At 34.9% G+C, this 18525-nt stretch carries 16 protein-coding genes; 2 read left to right on the plus strand and 14 right to left on the minus strand.

Annotated elements, in window-relative coordinates:
• Nucleotides 1-42 precede the first annotated feature (42 nt).
• On the minus strand, nt 43-1104 hold the full coding sequence (aroC, locus tag ACFQ0I_RS11520; RefSeq protein ID WP_379942407.1) for a chorismate synthase: 1062 nt from the start codon (nt 1102-1104) through the stop codon (nt 43-45).
• Nucleotides 1105-1288: 184 nt separating this feature from the next.
• Between aroC and ACFQ0I_RS11525 the strand changes: the two genes are divergently transcribed.
• Nucleotides 1289-2137, plus strand: a complete 849-nt coding sequence (locus tag ACFQ0I_RS11525) for a UDP-2,3-diacylglucosamine diphosphatase (protein WP_379942409.1) — start codon at nt 1289-1291, stop codon at nt 2135-2137.
• An 82-nt stretch (nt 2138-2219) separates the two neighbouring features.
• Here ACFQ0I_RS11525 and ACFQ0I_RS11530 read toward each other — a convergent pair whose 3' ends face one another.
• Nucleotides 2220-5141, minus strand: coding sequence for an FAD-binding and (Fe-S)-binding domain-containing protein (locus tag ACFQ0I_RS11530; RefSeq protein WP_379942411.1), 2922 nt, complete (start codon nt 5139-5141; stop codon nt 2220-2222).
• A 148-nt stretch (nt 5142-5289) separates the two neighbouring features.
• Between ACFQ0I_RS11530 and ACFQ0I_RS11535 the strand changes: the two genes are divergently transcribed.
• Nucleotides 5290-5769: an outer membrane beta-barrel protein gene (locus ACFQ0I_RS11535; protein WP_379942413.1), complete on the plus strand. Its 480-nt coding sequence runs from the start codon at nt 5290-5292 to the stop codon at nt 5767-5769.
• 69 nt (nt 5770-5838) lie between these two features.
• Here ACFQ0I_RS11535 and bshA read toward each other — a convergent pair whose 3' ends face one another.
• From bshA to ACFQ0I_RS11595, 12 genes are all read right to left on the minus strand, one after another.
• Complete coding sequence (gene bshA, locus ACFQ0I_RS11540; protein WP_379942415.1) at nt 5839-6975, minus strand: N-acetyl-alpha-D-glucosaminyl L-malate synthase BshA; 1137 nt, start codon at nt 6973-6975, stop codon at nt 5839-5841.
• Nucleotides 6976-7007: 32 nt separating this feature from the next.
• Nucleotides 7008-9923 (minus strand): glycoside hydrolase family 3 N-terminal domain-containing protein, encoded by a 2916-nt coding sequence (locus ACFQ0I_RS11545; RefSeq protein ID WP_379942417.1) that lies wholly within the window; start codon nt 9921-9923, stop codon nt 7008-7010.
• A 125-nt stretch (nt 9924-10048) separates the two neighbouring features.
• Nucleotides 10049-11482 (minus strand): DUF3570 domain-containing protein, encoded by a 1434-nt coding sequence (locus tag ACFQ0I_RS11550; protein ID WP_379942419.1) that lies wholly within the window; start codon nt 11480-11482, stop codon nt 10049-10051.
• Nucleotides 11483-11489: 7 nt separating this feature from the next.
• Nucleotides 11490-11699: a DUF4266 domain-containing protein gene (locus ACFQ0I_RS11555; RefSeq protein WP_379942421.1), complete on the minus strand. Its 210-nt coding sequence runs from the start codon at nt 11697-11699 to the stop codon at nt 11490-11492.
• Complete coding sequence (locus ACFQ0I_RS11560; RefSeq protein WP_379942423.1) at nt 11699-12601, minus strand: FAD:protein FMN transferase; 903 nt, start codon at nt 12599-12601, stop codon at nt 11699-11701. Before ACFQ0I_RS11560 ends, ACFQ0I_RS11555 begins: the two co-directional genes overlap by 1 nt.
• Before the next feature lie 85 nt (nt 12602-12686).
• Entirely contained in the window at nt 12687-13127 is a 441-nt protein-coding gene (locus ACFQ0I_RS11565) for a thioredoxin family protein (protein WP_379942424.1), read from the minus strand.
• Nucleotides 13128-13343: 216 nt separating this feature from the next.
• On the minus strand, nt 13344-14561 hold the full coding sequence (gene serB / locus ACFQ0I_RS11570; RefSeq protein WP_379942426.1) for a phosphoserine phosphatase SerB: 1218 nt from the start codon (nt 14559-14561) through the stop codon (nt 13344-13346).
• 64 nt (nt 14562-14625) lie between these two features.
• Entirely contained in the window at nt 14626-15111 is a 486-nt protein-coding gene (locus ACFQ0I_RS11575) for an ABC transporter ATPase (RefSeq protein ID WP_379942428.1), read from the minus strand.
• 1 nt (nt 15112) lies between these two features.
• Complete coding sequence (locus ACFQ0I_RS11580) at nt 15113-15742, minus strand: hypothetical protein (RefSeq protein ID WP_379942430.1); 630 nt, start codon at nt 15740-15742, stop codon at nt 15113-15115.
• A 1-nt stretch (nt 15743) separates the two neighbouring features.
• Complete coding sequence (locus tag ACFQ0I_RS11585; protein ID WP_379942432.1) at nt 15744-16535, minus strand: (Fe-S)-binding protein; 792 nt, start codon at nt 16533-16535, stop codon at nt 15744-15746.
• 9 nt (nt 16536-16544) lie between these two features.
• A complete protein-coding gene (locus ACFQ0I_RS11590) occupies nt 16545-17201 on the minus strand; it encodes a hypothetical protein (protein WP_379942434.1) in 657 nt (218 codons plus the stop codon).
• Between the two features lie 10 nt (nt 17202-17211).
• A complete protein-coding gene (locus ACFQ0I_RS11595) occupies nt 17212-18519 on the minus strand; it encodes a 4Fe-4S dicluster domain-containing protein (protein WP_379942436.1) in 1308 nt (435 codons plus the stop codon).
• Nucleotides 18520-18525 lie beyond the last annotated feature (6 nt).

The raw sequence follows: 18525 nt of genomic DNA on the forward strand, positions 1-18525 counted from the left end.
TATGGTGAGTAAAAAAAAATTCCCGCTTTCGCAGGAATCTTATTAATTATACATCTTGTTTCGTAAGTAGAAATCTGCCAACACCAATGCTGCCATGGCTTCTACAATAGGTACGGCGCGCGGTACTACACAAGGGTCGTGACGCCCTTTACCATGCATTACGACTACTTTGCCTTCTTTATCGATGGTTTCGTATTCTTGTATAAGGGTTGCCACAGGTTTAAATGCTACATTAAAGTAAATATCCATACCGTTGCTAATGCCACCTTGTATGCCTCCTGAAAAATTGGTTTTTGTTGTACCATTAGTATTAAAAGCATCGTTGTGTTCACTGCCTAACATAGTACAGCCTTCAAAACCGCTACCATATTCAAATCCTTTTACGGCATTTATGGATAACATGGCTTTACCTAAATCGGCATGTAATTTATCGAAAACGGGTTCTCCTAAACCAATCGGTACATTTTTAATAACACAGGTTATAATACCTCCAACGGTATCACCTTTTCCGCGAACTTCTTTTATATACGTCTCCATTTTAGCAGCCATGGCTGCATCCGGACAACGCACAATGTTAGATTCTGTTTGGGTTAAATCTAAGGCAGTATATGGTTTATCTAATTTTAACGCACCCACACCAGAAACATAGGCATTAATGTCTATGCCTTTTAGCATTTGTTTTGCTACAGCGCCAGCAACAACACGACATGCGGTTTCGCGTGCCGAACTACGACCACCACCTCGGTAATCTCTAAAGCCATACTTTTTATCGTAAACATAGTCGGCATGACTGGGTCTGTAACTATCTTTTATATGCGTGTAATCGTGCGATTTTTGATTGGTATTTTCAATAACAAAACCTATGGAAGTTCCGGTTGTAACGCCTTCAAAAATTCCCGAATGAAATTTCACCACATCGTCTTCTTTACGTTGGGTTACAATAGCCGATTGCCCTGGTTTTCTTCTGTCTAAATCGTTTTGAATTGCCTCTAAATCTAATGCAATTCCAGACGGACAGCCATCAATAACGCCCCCTAAAGCAGGTCCGTGTGATTCGCCATATGTTGTTAGTGTAAATAGTTTTCCAAAGGAATTTCCAGCCATAATTACAATTTTTTGCTAAAGTAAATCTATTCTTAGAGATATTAAAATGAATTTATATAAACACCACGAAATTCTAAGAAAAAACGCTTAACAATTAAGCAACAATATACTCATATTTAAATAATTATGAATTAATGATTGGGTAATACTAATTATGGTATTTTACTCATATTAAATTATTATTTTGAAAATTAAACGTAAAATAGAAATCGCTGTAATATCGGACACCCACTTAGGAACACCAAACTGTCAAGCAAAGCATTTGCTAACCTACTTGAGCAGTATTTCACCTAAAACACTTATTTTAAATGGTGATATTGTTGACGGATGGCAATTTAAAAAGCGTTACTTCCCAAAATCGCATTTAAAAGTGATTAAAAAAATAATGGATATGGCGGGCGATGGTGTTAACGTCATTTACATTACGGGCAATCATGACGAATTACTACGGAAATACAGCGGCTTAACTATTGGCAACATTGCCATTGTTGATAAACTAGTCTTAAATTTAAATGGTAAAAAAGCATGGATTTTCCATGGCGATGTTTTTGATACCTCTACAAAAAATGCCCGATGGCTTACCAAGTTAGGCGCTTATGGTTATAGATTTCTCACGTTAATTAACAGACTTTTAAATTGGTATCGTGCCAAGTGTGGTAAAGAGCGTTATTCCTTGTCGAAAAAAATAAAAAACAGTGTTAAGGGCTCCGTAAAGAAACTTCAAAAGTTTGAAAAAACAGTTTCAAAATTAGCTATTGAAAATGGTTACGATTATGTGATTTGCGGCCATAGCCATAAACCCAAAAAAGAATATATCGAAAATAAAAATGGCAAAACAATCTATTTGAATTCGGGTGATTGGGTAGAACATTTTACCGCTTTAGAATACCAATTTAAACGTTGGAAAGTGCATTATTTTAAACATGATAAACTTGCGCCATTTTACACCGATGAAGGCTTTGAAAAAATGGAGCTACAAGATTTAATTGCAGCCATTACCATTGTTGAACAACAGGGCAAGAAAGCAAAATAGGGTTTATATGTTTATTTGTTGATTCGTTGATTCGCTTTATTGCAAACAACTGAATACTGAGACTGCGACTGAATACTGAAACCTAAACCAAAGCCTCACGTAAAATCGTAATCGGGTGTTTGGCATCGCGTTGCGTACCGTCTTTTATTTGATGCCTGCAACTGGTACCATTAGCCGAAATAATCGTATCTGCTAAAGTTGCTCTTACTGCCGGAAATAGCGTTTGTTCCCCAACTTGCATACTGACCTCATAGTGCTCTTTTTCGTAGCCAAAACTTCCTGCCATACCACAACAACCACTAGGTATGATGGTAACTTTATAGTTTTTTGGAAGGTTTAATACCTCGAAACTCGACAATTGATTGCTAAAAGATTTTTGATGACAATGGCCATGAAACTTAATAGTCTTTTCTTCTGTGGTAAATTGTTGCGATGTAATATTGCCCAATTTTATTTCTTGCTGAATAAACTCTTCGATTAAAAACGTGTGTTTCGCAATGCTTTCTGCGGAAGTTCTATCGTCTGCTAATCTTAAATATTCATCTTTAAACGTTAATATAGCGGAAGGTTCAATTCCAATTAACGGGGTTTCTGAAGTGATTATGTCTTTAAAAAGTGAAACGTTTTTATCAGCTGTTTTTTTAGCTTGTTCTAATAAGCCTTTTGATATAAACGTACGGCCGGATTCGGCGTTATCAATCATTTTAACCTGGTAGTTTAATGTGGTTAATAGCTGAATAGCATCGACGCCAATGGGTGTGTCTAAATAATTTAAAAACTCATCATTAAACAAATACACTGTTTTAATATACGGTTTTGCAACTTGTTGTTTTTTAATTGATTGAAACTGTTTACTTAAGCTTTTATTTGAAATCAACGGCAACGTTCGTTCTTTCGCAATCCCGAACATGTTTTTTAAAATGGAAGACGTAAAACTATTAGAAAATACAAAATTGCTCAACTTTGGAAACACACTTCCCAATCGATTGAAGCTCGTGTTATAAGCAAACAATTTTGTACGCAACGATACGCCATTTTCCTTTTGGTAATGATATAAAAACTCTGCTTTTAAACTCGCTACGTCCACACTGCTTGGGCATTCGCTAGCACAGGCTTTACAGCTTAAACATAAATCAAAAACCTCCTTTAATTCTTTATGGTCAAATTTATTGGCCTTTTCGGAGTTTGTTAGAAACTCACGCAAGGCGTTGGCACGTGCACGGGTGGTGTCTTTCTCGTTTCTTGTAGCCCTATAACTTGGACACATAGTACCGCCAAACTCTGGTAATTTTCTACAATCGCCAGATCCATTACATTTTTCAGCTTCGCGCAAAATGCCTTGAGAACGCGAAAAATCGAGCATCGTTTCGATTTCTGGCTCTACTCTATCGGCTACATATCGCAGGGATTTATCCATAGGGTATGCATCAACAATTTTGCCTGGGTTTAAGATATTATGAGCATCAAAAGCCGATTTTATACGTTTAAGGATATTGTAGTTGGCATCTCCAATCATGAACGGAATAAATTCTGCGCGTACAATACCATCCCCATGCTCGCCACTCATAGAACCTCCATATTTTTTTACTAAATGTGCCACATCGGTCGTTATTTTTCTAAATAACACCACATCCTCCGCCTTTTTAAGATTTAAAATAGGGCGCAAATGCAATTCGCCGGCGCCAGCATGCGCATAATAAATGGCTTCTTGGTTGTAGCCTTTCATAAGCGCTGTAAACTCCGAAATATAGTTTGCTAAATCAGGTAAAGTTACCGCGGTATCTTCAATACACGGGTGCGATTTTTTATCGCCAATTATATTTCCAAGCAAACCTAATCCCGCGCTTCTCAGATTATTGGCTTTATTAATTTCTGCGCCTTCAAGCGTTGGATATGCATAACTTAAATTTGACTTTTCGATGTCTTTAATTAGATTTTCCGCTAAAAGAGCCACTTCTTTTTTGGTAAATGCTCTTACTTCACACATCAATATCGCTTTCGGATCGCCTTCAATAAAACTTCTGTTTTCTTGTTGGGTTTTGTTGTGCTTTGTACAATCTAATATGGTTTTATCCATCATTTCGCAATTGTACAAGTTGTGTTGCATCACCATTTCCACCGCGTTTAAACAAGATTCGATGGTTGTAAAATGTGCTGCCACCATTATAGCTTCCTGAGGTGGCAACTTGTCTAATTTTAAAGTGATTTGTGTGGTGAATGCCAAGGTGCCTTCGCTCCCCGAAAGAAGTTTACACATGTTGAATTTTTCAGTCGTATTCGAAAACACTGCCGATTTAATTAACTCATCAATAGCATAACCTGTATTTCGTCTATGAATCTCTGGTTTAGGGAAATTTTCAATAATTTGATTTTGAACAACTTCAGGTTTAAGTTCTTCATAAATGGTTTTATAGATCTGTCCTTCTAAAGATGCTTCTTTTGTTTTATTCTGAAATGCTTCCGAAGTTATTTCGTTAAAAACCACTTCGCTCCCATCGCTTAAAATAGTATGCATTTCAATTACTTTATCTCGCGTTACACCGTATTGAATGGATGTGGTTCCCGATGAATTATTCCCCACCATACCACCAATCATACACCGATTGGAGGTTGATGTGTTAGGACTAAACCAGAGTCCGAATGGTTTTAAATAATTATTCAAAGCGTCTCTAACCACTCCAGGTTGAACTGTTACGGTTTGGGCCTTTTCATTTACATCTAAAATTTTGGTGAAGTATTTAGACACGTCTACCACAATGCCTTCTCCAACGCATTGACCAGCTAAGGAGGTTCCAGCAGTTCTGGGAATTAAGGAGGTTTGATGCGTTTTAGCAAATGCTATAAGCTGTTTAATATCTTCTTTATTTTTAGGATATGCCACGGCAAGCGGTAACATTCTATATACCGAAGCATCGGTAGCATAGATGGATTTAATGAGCTCATCATAAAATAATTCGCCAGATAATTTTTTGCTTAATGCTTGTAAATGAACAGTTAACGACATTGTTTGATAAAAATGTTTATAAGTATAAATAATGCTTAAATATAAAAACAATTTTGGCGTTATTTTTGTAAAATAAAGAAGACATACTAAAAGATCTTTTATTTAAAATTAGTCGTATATAGTAACTAAAAACAAACTTTTAAATTTTATGAAGAAATTACTTTTATTTTCAATTGCATTATTAGGCTTCACATTTGCATCAAGCGCTCAAAGCATTTCGGAAAATGCTATTGGGTTACGTTTAGGCGACAGTGACGGATTAGGAGCAGAAATCTCTTACCAACACGCCCTTGGTAGTAGTAACAGATTAGAATTAGATTTAGGATGGCGAAATGGCAATAATTATAGCGCTTACAAACTTACAGGCTTATACCAATGGGTATTTCCTTTAGATGGAGATTTTAACTGGTATGTTGGTGCTGGCGGAGGTTTGGCTTCATATTCTGGCAAAAGCAACTCGATTTATGATGATCAAACAAGTTTTTTTGTTGCAGGTGATATTGGGATTGAATATAATTTTGACATTCCGTTAATGCTTTCTTTAGATTTCAGACCAGAAATTGGTAATAATGATTATATCAATAATACTGTTTTTGATATTGCATTAGGAATTAGATTCCAGTTTTAAGTAAATATCTATAAAAATAAAAGGCGCCAAATAAGGCGCCTTTTTTATTGTCTAAATTTTTAATTGATACTATAATACTAAACATTTAGCCAAAGTATCTTCGTAAATAGCTTCATATTGAGGTACAATAGCGTGTAAATCGAATTTTAATGCTGCTTTTCGCGCATTTTCTTTAAAGGTTTTCAACCTATTGGCATCACTTAAAATATAAAGCGCGTTTTTAGTCATATCGGCAACATCGCCCACGTTGCTTAAAAAACCTGATTTGCCATGAATATTCACTTCCGGAATACCTCCAGTATTGCTAGAAATTACAGGAACACTTGATGCCATAGCTTCAAGGGCAGCAAGCCCAAAACTTTCAGTTTCAGAAGGCAATAAAAACAGATCGCTAAAACAAAGAATTTTATCTATTTCGTTACTTTTTCCAAAGAAAATAACCTTATCTAAAATGCCTAATTCCTGACATTGGTATTCTATTTTTTCGCGTTCTGGTCCTTCACCAATCAACATTAACTTTGCTGGTAATTCTTTTTGAATATTATAAAAAATGCTAATAACATCTTGCGATCGTTTTACCGGACGTAAATTACTGATATGCGTAATAATTTTTTCGTGATCTTCTGCCAACATAGCACGCTGGCAATCGGTAAATTTATGATTATATTTTTCTAAATCTATGAAATTAGGTACTACATGAATATCGTTTTTGATTTCGAATAAACGCAAGGTGTCTTCTTTTAAACTTTGAGAAACCGTGGTAACCGCATCCGATTTATTAATACTAAAAGTAACTGCAGGTTTGTAAAACGGATGACTCCCTACCAAGGTAATATCGGTACCATGTAAGGTTGTTACAATAGGCAATAAAATCCCTTCGTCTTCTAATATTTTTTTGGCCATATAGGCGGCATAGGCATGTGGAATGGCATAATGCACGTGTAAAATTTCGATGTTATGAAGTTTTACCATATCCACCAATTTACTAGACAAGGCCAACTCATAAGGTTGATAATGAAATAAAGGATATTCTGGTACATTTACTTCATGATAATGCACATTATTACTCAATAATTCTAAACGTACTGGCTGATTATAAGTAATAAAATGAATCTCGTGCCCACGTTTTGATAGCTCTAATCCTAATTCTGTGGCAACAACACCACTTCCTCCAAACGTTGGGTAACATACTATTCCTATTTTCATGATTTTTTATTTAAAACTTTAAGTGCTCCTTTTTATTCAATAATCGCTTCGTAAATTAAGCGTTGTATTTCTGTTCTAATATTTTCTTTAAGCAACAAGTTTTGTCCCGCATTTGGGTAAGTTCTATTTGCTAAAAACACATAAACAATGTCTTTTTCTGGGTCTGCCCAAGCATAAGTTCCGGTAAAACCAGAATGCCCAAAACTGGTCATAGATATACATCCGCAGGTTGGACCATCGTCGCCTAACTGTGGTTTATCGAAACCTACACCTCTTCTATTTCCATTTTCACAGAAATAGCAGGTATTAAATTTATCGAGTGTTTCCGATACAAAATAACGTTTCCCACCATAATAACCTTTTTGCAAAAATAGCTGCATAATTTTAGCAACATCGTTGGCATTACTAAAAATACCGGCATGTCCACCTACACCATTTTGCATGGCAGCACCCATATCATGTACATAACCATGTACTTCTTGAAAACGATAGTAATCGTCTATCTCTGTAGGTACAATTTTTTTACTGCTTATTTTTCTATATGGATTATACATGGTATAATTAGCGCCTAATGATTTATAAAAATGGTCTTGAACTAAATCTTCTAACGATTGGTCGTAATACTTCTCTATATATTTCTTTAAAATATAATAAGGGAAATCGCTATATCTATATCTAAGACTAGGCAACAGGTCTGAATCTTTAATTATTTTCTGTATAGTATCTTGATAATCAGAACGTAAAAACAAATTATCGGTAACCTCTATATTGAATTTTTCGCTACGCGTAGTTCGATAATATTTTTCACTAGGTTTTTTAGTAATACTATCTAGTGTGTGGGCGTAAAACGGTTCCCAAGGTCGCAATCTCGCATAATGCGACAACATACTTTTTAAAGTAATGTTTTTCTTGTTCGAGTTTTTATAACTTGGTAGAATCTGAGACAGTTTGGTATCTAAACTCACAACTCCTTTCTCTTCTAACTCCATTAAAAGTGGTAAAGTGGCTAGTATTTTTGTTAAGGATGCGACATCATAAATATCATCGGAAGAAACTGGAGTATCGCCATCATAGGTATGTTTACCAAAATTTTTATTGTAAATAACCTTTCCGCCGCGAGCTATTAATAGCTGAATGCCCGGAGTCATTTTATTAGCTACTGCTTTTTGAGCCAACTCATCCACTTTTTTCAGTTTTTCTGAATCCATGCCAGCGCGTTCGGGCACCGTGTAGCTTAACAGTTTTAAAGCGTTAAGATGAATACCATCGCCCACTTTAAAATGCTCACCAATTGAAACGGGCAATTTACCGTTCGCTTCAATGGCACCAAATAGTAATTGAGCCGATTTTTCTTGAGCTATTTTGCTGTTTTGATAACTTACCACCATGCCCTCAATGTTTTCAATACTTAATAAATCTGAAAGCGCATAAGGTTTTACAAATACATCTAAAATAACTTTATGTGTTCTGGCAATTTCGTAAACCCAAGTTAATTCTGTATCTGAAAATTGGTATTTTTTCCAAGGACTTTGATTAGAACCGTGCAACCCAATGATTACGGTATTATAATCTTGTAGTTTCGCCATAAGTTCGTCTAGCAGTTCTGCCTGAACCTGATGCACTTTGGTATATTTTTTAAGTTCATTTAAAAACACAGACCCATCATCGTCACCCATTTGAACATAGGCAATCGATTTCGATTCAAGTTGACGAATTGGCAGCAAATTACCTTCGTTTTTTACAACGGTTATGGCATTTTCAATCAGCTCTTCATATAAAATATCGTCTTTCAGTCTATTTAAGTCTTTCACTAAATTATTGACTTCAATGGGTTTATACGCATTCAAACCCACCTTATATTTAGCCTGCAATATCTTCTTAACAGAAAGCGCTAATCGTTCTTCCGAAATTTCACCAGTGTTATATGCTTCAATTATTTTTGAAATTCCAACACCCACATCTTCCGACATCAGCATCACATCATTCCCTGCTTTAAAGGCTGCCAAATCTATTGCACCTACTTCTTTAAAATCGGCAGCACCTTTCATCGTTAAGGCATCTGTAAATATTAATCCTTGAAAGCCTAAAGAATTTTGTAACAAGTCCGTCACAATCGGTTTAGATAACGAAGACGGATATCCTGAAGGTTCTAAACTAGGTACTTTTAAATGCGCTACCATCACACTTGAAAGGCCTTCTTTAAAAAGCTTTTTATACGGATACAATTCAATCGAATCGATTCGTTTTTCATCAAAGTTTATGGTTGGCAGTGTTTTATGCGAATCTTGATCGGTGTCGCCATGCCCAGGAAAATGCTTGGCATTCGCTAACACACCCGCACTTTGCATGCCTTTCATAAATGCCAAGGCTTTATCGGTAACATTATCTCTGTTTTCACCAAAGGAGCGATTTCCAATAATCGGGTTTAACGGATTGGTATTAATATCAACAACGGGCGCGAAGTTAAAATGAACCCCCAATCGCTTGCAGTGTTCGCCAATTTGTCTGCCTGTTTGTTCAATAAGTTTGTTATCCTTAATGGCGCCTAATGTCATATTCCACGGAAAGGCATAGGTAGAATCTAACCGCATACTTAATCCCCATTCGGCATCCATACCAATTAACAATGGCAATTTAGAAAACGCTTGTAGTTCATTATCTAATTTAGCTTGCCTTACCGGACCACCAAGCGAATAAATAATTCCGCCAATATGATTCTCTTTTATGGTGGCGATAATTTTTTCTTTGGTTGCTTTATCCTGATTAGACATGACTTGTACCATATACAATTGTCCAACTTTTTCGGCTAAAGTCATGGATGAATATACACTATCGACCCATTTTTTTTGTGATAATACATCTTTTGACAACAACGGATTCGCTGTGTTTTGAGCAGCTATGGATGTAATTAAAAAAAGAAAGATTAAACTAACAGAAAATTGACGCATATAAGGTATTGATTAAGGCATGAATAGCAATAAAACTATATTACTAATAATCATGCCAAAATAATACTTTTAAGGTGAAGATAAAAAGACTTTAAGATAGATTTATAATAAGTTTGTAAACACTTTTAATCCATAACAAATTTAACCCCTGCCGATATAATATTTGCCTTAAGCCCTGTGTTTCTACTGTAACTATTATATTTTAAATCGATACTTTTTAATCCTAATTTCCAGATGTGCGATGTTGTAAAAATATCAGTATAACTTACTCCAAAACCATATTGATTCGCCGTAAATTTAGACAAATCATAATCGGAAGTGTAAAATTGACTTGTAGATAGATTTTCTTCATAAGGCGCAAAATAATCGGCAGCCGTTTGATTGTAAAATCTATATGATGGATACAAGGTGAATTTTGATGACACTTTTATGGGTATTTCTATACTTGCGGTATGTGAATTGATGCCCCAATCATCTGTATAATATCTGTAGTACGTTCTTAAAGTTAAAATCTCGTTGATATAATAATTAAGCCTCATACCTAACGGTAGTTTAAATCGACTATTTGGTAGTCTTTCAATATCATCGGCTAATTGAAATACGTCTTTATTACTTGTGGATGTGTAATTGGAAATACTAGCAGCATTGCCTATGTAATAGTTATTAATGTCGCCAAAATAGACCCGTTGCATTGGGTTTCCTAACCACCCTTCTTGCTTTACCAAATCGAAAAACAGGGACATCTGTGCATTTTTACTTAAAATTTGAGAAAAACTTAAGGATACTGAGTAAGAATTTCTCGACTTATTATTTATTAAACTAAAACCATCAATTGGTTGCCAATTTGTACTTGTGTTGCCATTTTGATCCATTATAGTTACACCTTCAAAAAAACCGTCATTAAGATTTCCATTAACTTCAACATAAGAATCCAATTCTGTAGGGTATTTAGGCATCCAAGTATCTAAATATACCTTTCCACTTACACCAAGAGTAGTGTTTTTTTCATTAAAGAGTTTCGTTAAACCACCACCAAAACCAATAGACATATAATCGTATTCTGTAGCAAATGAGGCGTCTGCATTCCAAATGGTATTTCTATCGTCTGAAGCATGCGAATAATCAAAACTTATGCTTCCCCAAACATCTTGTCGAGATGCTCCAGATGAAGCAACCCATGGACTACCAATTACATTACCAGCCTCAGCCCTATCATCATCTTCGTCATCATCATCGCCACCGCGACTTGAAGCGCCACTAATATCAAACGGGTTTAAATTACTTGAAGATGCCGAGGTATACGCAGAAATACCAGCGTCTATAGTTAGTACATCATTATCATTTAAAGGAACACTTATTACAACAGTGGGTGTAAAATCTGTTAATTTTTCTGAGCCAATACCACCTGTTACCGAGGCATTATTGCCGTCTTGAGAATAATAACTTGTTAAGAAATCTACTTCGGCCGTTTCTAAAACACGTTTTTTATAGGATGTAGCTTCTTGAGCAAAACCAATTACTGAAGAAAATATAATTATTATGCTTATTAAATTTTTCATCGATTAATTAGTTACATCCACAACCTCCACCCGATTTTCCACCATTTGCTCCAGCAGCAGCCTCTCGATACACTTGAAAATTAGTTTCAAATCTATCCGATTTCTTCTGTGACAACAGCATATCTGGGTCGTTTAGATTGACTTTTTCGTATTCTTTTACAACCGTACAAGATGAGATTGTTACGGTTATGAGCATTATAGTAAGAAGCTTTTTCATTAGTCTTTATTAGGTTTAAGAGTAATATTATTTGAAGTAATCACTTTATTATTGGCATCTACTATGATGCATTCTACCCCATTTAACTGATTCACAAAATCTAAACCAGTATCAATACCCATTACAAAAATAGACGTAGCTAAAGCGTCTGCTAATTCTGCCGTTTTTGTAAAAATGGTGGCACTTAAAATACCTGTTGCCGGATAACCTGTTCTTGGGTCTATAATATGCGTATATAAAACATTATTAAATTTTACATACTTTTCGTAATTTCCAGAGGTTACTACGGCACTGTTGTGCACTGGCATCCAAGAAAATACTTTGTTTTTATTTAATGGATTCACAATTGCTACCATCCAATCATTACCATCGGGTTGCGTTCCCCAAGCATTTAAATCGCCTGATGCATTTACAATTCCAGCGGTTACTCCTTTAGCTTGTAAAAGAGCTTTTGCTTTATCGGCCGCATAGCCTTTTCCGATGGCGCCAAAACCTATTTTCATGCCTTCTAATTTTAGAAAAACAGATTTTTTTGTTTCATCTAAAATTATGTTTTGATAACCAACTTTTGAAACTGAGTTTTTTATGGCTTCATCTGAAGGCATTTCGGTCATACTACCATCAAAAAACCAAACTTTATCCATGGAGGCATAGCTTATATCGAAAGCACCATTGGTTAATTTTGAAATCTTTATACAACGGCTAATTAGTTGAAATAACTCATCATCAACCACCACAGGTTTTATCCCCGCATTTCTATTGATTTCGGATGTTTGTGAATTAGGGTCCCAAGACGATATTAATTTTTCAATTCTTGATATTTCATTTACAGCAATATCAATAAAATTATTTCCTTGATCTTCGTTTTCGGCCACGACAGTAACGTCGAAACGACTTCCCATTAATTTTAATGTTCTTGTGTAGGCGCTTTGAGAATATCCTGTAAAAATTATAAAAAAAGCTATGAAACTGAACAGTGCTTTCAACTTATTTTTCTAATGAATTTAATTTTTTAAAATAATCGGTAGGATTAGATTTTTCGTAACCTGTTTTACCCAATACTTTACCATTTTTATTTAAAACAACTACTAACGGAAAAATACCTTCCTTATTATAAGATTCTGCTAATTTTGAATTTTGAAGTGTTTGCTCATCCGATAGTTTATTCGCTTTTTTTCGAGGAAAATCTGCCTTTAACATCACGAAATGATTTTTAGACAACTTTTTAAATTCTTCGGTACTCCAAATTTCTCTTTCAAGTTTAATACATGGCGCACACCAGTCAGACCCTTGAAATACCAAAACAATATTTTGATTATTTTTTGCTGCTAATTGTTTTGCCTCTTCAAAATTCGTTACCCAATTCTGACCTTGAGCGTTAAAACTAATCACCAAAAAAAAGTTAAACAATACAAATATTTTTTTCATAACGATTTAGAATTTAAGTGTAAAAGTAGGCTAATTGGCATATTAAAGTGTAACATAGGTAACACACTCAAAAAGATTAACGAACTTTAACTTAAAATCGTATAATCAAGTGAGGTTTAACATGATTTAAGATAAAACCATTACAAAAAAAAAGTGATTATTGAATAACCACTTTTTTTAAAAACTCGAAATGCTAGAAATACTTTGCAATTAAATTTACAAATCTATATGTCTGTCGTGGTAACCTAATAAATATAAAACACCATCTAAACCTATACTAGAAATAGAACTTTGTGCATTATCTTTTACAGTTGGTTTTGCATGAAATGCAATACCTAAACCTGCAAGATTAAGCATTGGTAAATCGTTAGCACCATCGCCAACAGCAATGGTTTGATCGATATCAATTCCTTCTTTTTTGGCCAATTCTTTTAAAAACTCCGCCTTTTTTTCGCCATTCACAATTTCTCCAACGTAACCACCAGTTAGCTTACCATCTTTAATTTCTAATTCGTTGGCATACACATAATCGATACCCAATTCCTTTTGCAAATAATGTCCGAAATACGTAAAACCACCAGAAAGTATGGCCGTTTTAAACCCATAACTTTTTAAAGTATCTATTAACCTTCGAGCACCTTTGGTAATTGGTAAATTTACAGCGACGTCTTGAAGCACTTCTTCGCTTAAGCCTTTAAGAAGCTTCATGCGTCTTATAAAACTTTCGTTAAAATCTATTTCGCCTTGCATGGCCGATTCGGTTATGGCTTTTACTTCATCTCCCACGCCAGCTAATTCAGCCAATTTATCAATAACTTCGGCTTGTATAAGGGTGGAATCCATATCAAAACAAACCAAACGTCTGTTTCGGCGGTAAATATTATCTTCTTGAAAAGCGATATCTACATCCAATTCTCTTGAAGCTTTCATAAACTTTTCGGTAAGTTCAGCTTTATCAACTATTAAGCCTCTTATTGAAAGCTCGATACAAGCTCTTGGATATTCTACTTCTTTAACAAGCGATAAACGCCCTGTAAGCCTTTTTATGGCATCGATATTTAAGTTTTTATCTGAAATAATTTTAGAGACTTCAGATATTTGTGCTGCCGATAAGTTTTCGCCTAAAATGGTAATGATATAACGGTCTTTTCCTTGAAGCTTTACCCATTTCTCGTAATTCTCGAGTGTAATGGGTGTGAATTTTGCCGTAATACCCAATTCGTAGGATTTAAACAGTAAATCTTTTAAAACTGCTGCCGAATTTTCGCCGGATTGAATTTGAAATAATATCCCTAAAGACAACGTATCGTGAATATTTGCCTGACCAATATCTAATACTTTAGCACCATATTGTGCCAATACGCCTGTTAAATGTGATGTTAAACCTGGTTTATCTTGTCCTGAAATATTTAATAATATAATTTCATGAGCCATAATGCTACTGTATAAAATTTTTAAACGTTTATTTAATTTGTGAAGATTTCAAACTACAAATATCTTATTTAAGGAATCTGTTGTGCCAACTCTCGCTTGCTGGCACTTCCCAGTTTTCGTTAAATTCGGCAATATTTGTAACAAGATTATTAAAGACAATGGTGTTTTTGGAAACTGCCTTTTCTTTTGCCATCTTTTTAAAATCGGTAAGGGTTTTATAGGCTATAAAATCGCCTTGTTTATAAGACACATTCATTTTATCTAATAAATCTACGCCATATTCTTTCTCTAATTCCTGTATAAAATGAACAGAAGCGTCTACCGAACAGCCTGAAGCCTTATTTAAATTTTGATTTAAGCCGATAACGATAAAACGTTTGTATTTTATGAGATACCCAGATTCTAAATCGCTGCCATGCGCCGTCCAGTTTTCTAGAAACTCATCTAATTTAGCTTGTATTTCTTCAATTTCCTGTTCGGTAAATGAGCGGTTTGCTTGGTAAATCCAAACTTTTGATTCTTCTGGTAATGTATTAAATTCTACTAACATTTTATAAAATAGATAATTTTTTTATTACTTTAAAATTTCGATATTCATTAATTTTCGGGTCATACATTTCGGTATCCACATATGAAATTTTAACTTTTGTTTTATTTAATTTGTTTAAATCTCGAAGAACATTTTCGCCTTCGAAATACTCTAACCATAATAATTTATAGCTTCGTTTTAAATCGTCTTTAATCTCGACCATAACGAACATATTGCTTTTTTCAACATTAAAAACAACCCCTGTGATGTCCGTTAATTCGGTAGTTACGACTTTATTAGTTGACTTGCCGTCTCTAGCCAATGCCATAACATAGTCGGAACAATGTGTTAGCATTTTAACACCTACTTGTTCGCCTAATTGCCTCATGGAGTTACTGTCTGTAAAGGCTATGTCTAGATGTTTATCGGCTTCTTCCTTATTATTGGTATAGCTTTGAATGATGCATAATCCGAAATTCTTTGTTATCGTCTCAATTTCCTCATTTTCAAAATCGATGTTCTTCTGCGTAATACAATCGCACGATTCAATGGCTATTTGATCTAATACCTTCGATTTTAAATCATCATTTTGAGAATACGTATAATTATTTAAAACTATACAAACTATTACAAAGCCTATGTTTTTAATCATTTTATAAATCTTCGGCATTCGCAATTAATTCTGCTATATCCATAACCGTAACATCGGCTTCTTTTTCCTTAGCTTTCACACCATCGGTCATCATGGTGTTACAAAATGGACATCCAGCTGCTATAATTTCTGGTTTTATCTGTAAGGCTTCTTCGGTTCGTTCTACATTAACTTCTTTGTCGCCTTTCTCTGCATCTTTAAACATTTGCGCGCCTCCTGCTCCACAACATAACCCTGTTTTCTTGCAGTTTTTCATTTCCACCAATTCTGCTTCAAGCTTTCTAATTAAATCGCGTGGTGCTTCGTAAACATTGTTGGCTCTACCTAAGTAACAAGGATCGTGAAAGGTGATACGCTTGCCTTTAAATTGACCGCCTTCGATGGTTAAACGCCCTTCATCAAGTAATGCTTTTAAAAATTCTGTGTGATGCATTACTTCGTATTTACCACCTAATTCTGGATATTCGTTTTTAATGGTATTAAAACAGTGTGGACAAGCCGTAACGATTTTTTTTATCTCGTAAGCATTTAAAACTTCAATGTTTGTCATGGCCTGCATTTGAAACAAAAACTCGTTACCGGCACGTTTTGCTGGGTCGCCGGTACAACTTTCTTCGGTTCCAAGTACTGCAAATTCTACTTTGGCTTTGTTTAAAAGTTTAACAAATGCTTTTGTGATTTTTTTTGCTCTATCATCAAAACTTCCAGCACAGCCAACCCAAAATAATACTTCTGGTTGCTTGCCTTGAGCCATAAATTCGGCCATTGTGGGCACTTTTAGTAATTCGCTCATACTTTTGATTTAATTTTCACTATTTTTTTTACTTTCTAACATCAAATTTTGATTATACTCCTTGGCTTTTTCCATCAAGCTGGTAGGTAAAATTTGATAAAATAATGGAGAATCAGGATTGTAATTTACCATCACCCATTCATTATTAGTAGTATCATCTTTTAAAATAATTGTTACACTATCTCTTTTCAAAACACTCAAAGTGTTGTTTGAAATGAATTTCACATCCATCCCTTGTGCTTTCATCATAGGTATCATCATTTCTTTTGATTCCTCATTGAATTTTTGTTTATGGAAAGTCATTTTCATATCCATATTAAATGAAACAAAAGCGTATTCTAAATTATCTTCATTGCTTTTGAAAATTTGAGACAATTTATATTTCGGAATTACTTTAGACAATTCTATTGAATAATCCTCATTACCTTCAAACATTGTTTTAATTGCGGATTTCATGGTCGCTTTCGGCAAAATTTCAAATACCTTTGGATGTGTCATTTCAACTAAAGCATCAAAATCTCTATTGTTCATACTCGAGAACATTTTTTGAACTAAACTTTCAATTTGTTCTAAGTCATCATTAATATTTTCTTGTGCTTCACTTTGGTTAAGGCCAACAATTAGAATAAAAAAGAAAAATAAAATTTTACCTACGTGTTTTTTCATTTTGAATAAATTATTCGTTTTTCCAATTTAACCTATCCATTTGATTGTATGGCCATGGTGCCCCATTGTTTTCTATATTGGTCATCATGGTATTTAATTCTGTTGGTGCAGCAGACTGTTCCATAACCAGATAACGGCGCATTTCTACTATAATTGATAACGGATCGATACTTACAGGACAGGCTTCTACACAGGCATTACATGATGTGCATGCCCACAATTCTTCTCTTGTAATATAATTGTCTAGAAGTTGTTTGCCATCTTCTTTAAAGGCGCCTTTATTAGTATCGATATTTTTACCCACTTCCTCTAAACGGTCGCGCGTATCCATCATTATTTTACGTGGTGATAATTTCTTTCCGGTTTTATTGGCTGGACATTCGCTGGTGCATCGTCCGCATTCGGTACAGGTATAAGCGTTTAGTAATTGCACCCAATTTAAATCTAAAACATCGCTCGCCCCAAATTTTGCCGGCACTTCACTTTCGGCTCCCGCTGGTGGCGCTGCAAATGGATCGACGTTAGGATCCATCATCATTTTTACTTCTTTGGTAACCGAGGCTAAGTTATTAAACTGCCCTTGAGGCGTTAGTTTTCCGTAAAACGTGTTTGGAAACGCAAGTAAAATATGAAGGTGCTTAGAATAGTATAAGTAATTTAAGAATACCAATATCCCGATAATATGTATCCACCATGCTGTTCTTTCTATTAAGTGAAGCGAACTTTCTTGTAAATTGCTGAATATGGGCGCGATGAATTGGCTGATTGCGTTACCCGAATTCATATTTTGAAATTGCACATCGGTAGCATTCATTACCAAAAACAGCGTCATTAATACCATTTCGAAATATAAGATGTAATTGGCGTCGTTTTTTGGCCAACTCGTCATTTCATTTTTCCAAAAACGCGCAAGTTTTAAAATGTTTCTTCGAATCCAGAAGACCACAACAGCGACGATTACTAAAACCGCTAAAATCTCGAACGACGCAATTAAAAAGCCATAGACGCTTCCTGCAGATGAAAAGATACGATGTGTACCAAACAATCCGTCGATAATAATTTCTAAGACTTCAATATTTATAATGATAAAGCCTACATACACTACGATGTGTAAAACACCTGCAATAGGACGTCGAACCATTTTACTTTGCCCTAAAGCAATCATGGTCATGTTTTTCCAACGTTGCGCCTTGTTATCACTAACGTTTACATCCTGACCCAATTTAATATTTCTGATTAGTTTTTTTACATTTTTAGTAAAAAACCCAATACCAGCAATAAGGATAATTGCAAAAAGTATATTTGGTAAATAGTCCATCTGTGA

The sequence above is a fragment of the Mariniflexile aquimaris genome (genome assembly GCF_042676825.1).
GTDB lineage: Bacteria > Bacteroidota > Bacteroidia > Flavobacteriales > Flavobacteriaceae > Mariniflexile > Mariniflexile aquimaris.

Coding starts and splice junctions, on each gene's coding strand:
- ACFQ0I_RS11535 (WP_379942413.1), top strand. CDS start 5,290: ATGAAGAAATTACTTTTATTTTCAATTGCATTATTAGGCTTCACATTT.
- ACFQ0I_RS11545 (WP_379942417.1), bottom strand. CDS start 9,923: ATGCGTCAATTTTCTGTTAGTTTAATCTTTCTTTTTTTAATTACATCC.
- ACFQ0I_RS11590 (WP_379942434.1), bottom strand. CDS start 17,201: ATGAAAAAACACGTAGGTAAAATTTTATTTTTCTTTTTTATTCTAATT.
- ACFQ0I_RS11565 (WP_379942424.1), bottom strand. CDS start 13,127: ATGAAAAAAATATTTGTATTGTTTAACTTTTTTTTGGTGATTAGTTTT.
- ACFQ0I_RS11560 (WP_379942423.1), bottom strand. CDS start 12,601: ATGGGAAGTCGTTTCGACGTTACTGTCGTGGCCGAAAACGAAGATCAA.
- bshA (WP_379942415.1), bottom strand. CDS start 6,975: ATGAAAATAGGAATAGTATGTTACCCAACGTTTGGAGGAAGTGGTGTT.
- ACFQ0I_RS11580 (WP_379942430.1), bottom strand. CDS start 15,742: ATGATTAAAAACATAGGCTTTGTAATAGTTTGTATAGTTTTAAATAAT.
- aroC (WP_379942407.1), bottom strand. CDS start 1,104: ATGGCTGGAAATTCCTTTGGAAAACTATTTACACTAACAACATATGGC.
- ACFQ0I_RS11595 (WP_379942436.1), bottom strand. CDS start 18,519: ATGGACTATTTACCAAATATACTTTTTGCAATTATCCTTATTGCTGGT.
- ACFQ0I_RS11555 (WP_379942421.1), bottom strand. CDS start 11,699: ATGAAAAAGCTTCTTACTATAATGCTCATAACCGTAACAATCTCATCT.
- ACFQ0I_RS11585 (WP_379942432.1), bottom strand. CDS start 16,535: ATGAGCGAATTACTAAAAGTGCCCACAATGGCCGAATTTATGGCTCAA.
- ACFQ0I_RS11575 (WP_379942428.1), bottom strand. CDS start 15,111: ATGTTAGTAGAATTTAATACATTACCAGAAGAATCAAAAGTTTGGATT.
- ACFQ0I_RS11550 (WP_379942419.1), bottom strand. CDS start 11,482: ATGAAAAATTTAATAAGCATAATAATTATATTTTCTTCAGTAATTGGT.
- ACFQ0I_RS11530 (WP_379942411.1), bottom strand. CDS start 5,141: ATGTCGTTAACTGTTCATTTACAAGCATTAAGCAAAAAATTATCTGGC.
- serB (WP_379942426.1), bottom strand. CDS start 14,561: ATGGCTCATGAAATTATATTATTAAATATTTCAGGACAAGATAAACCA.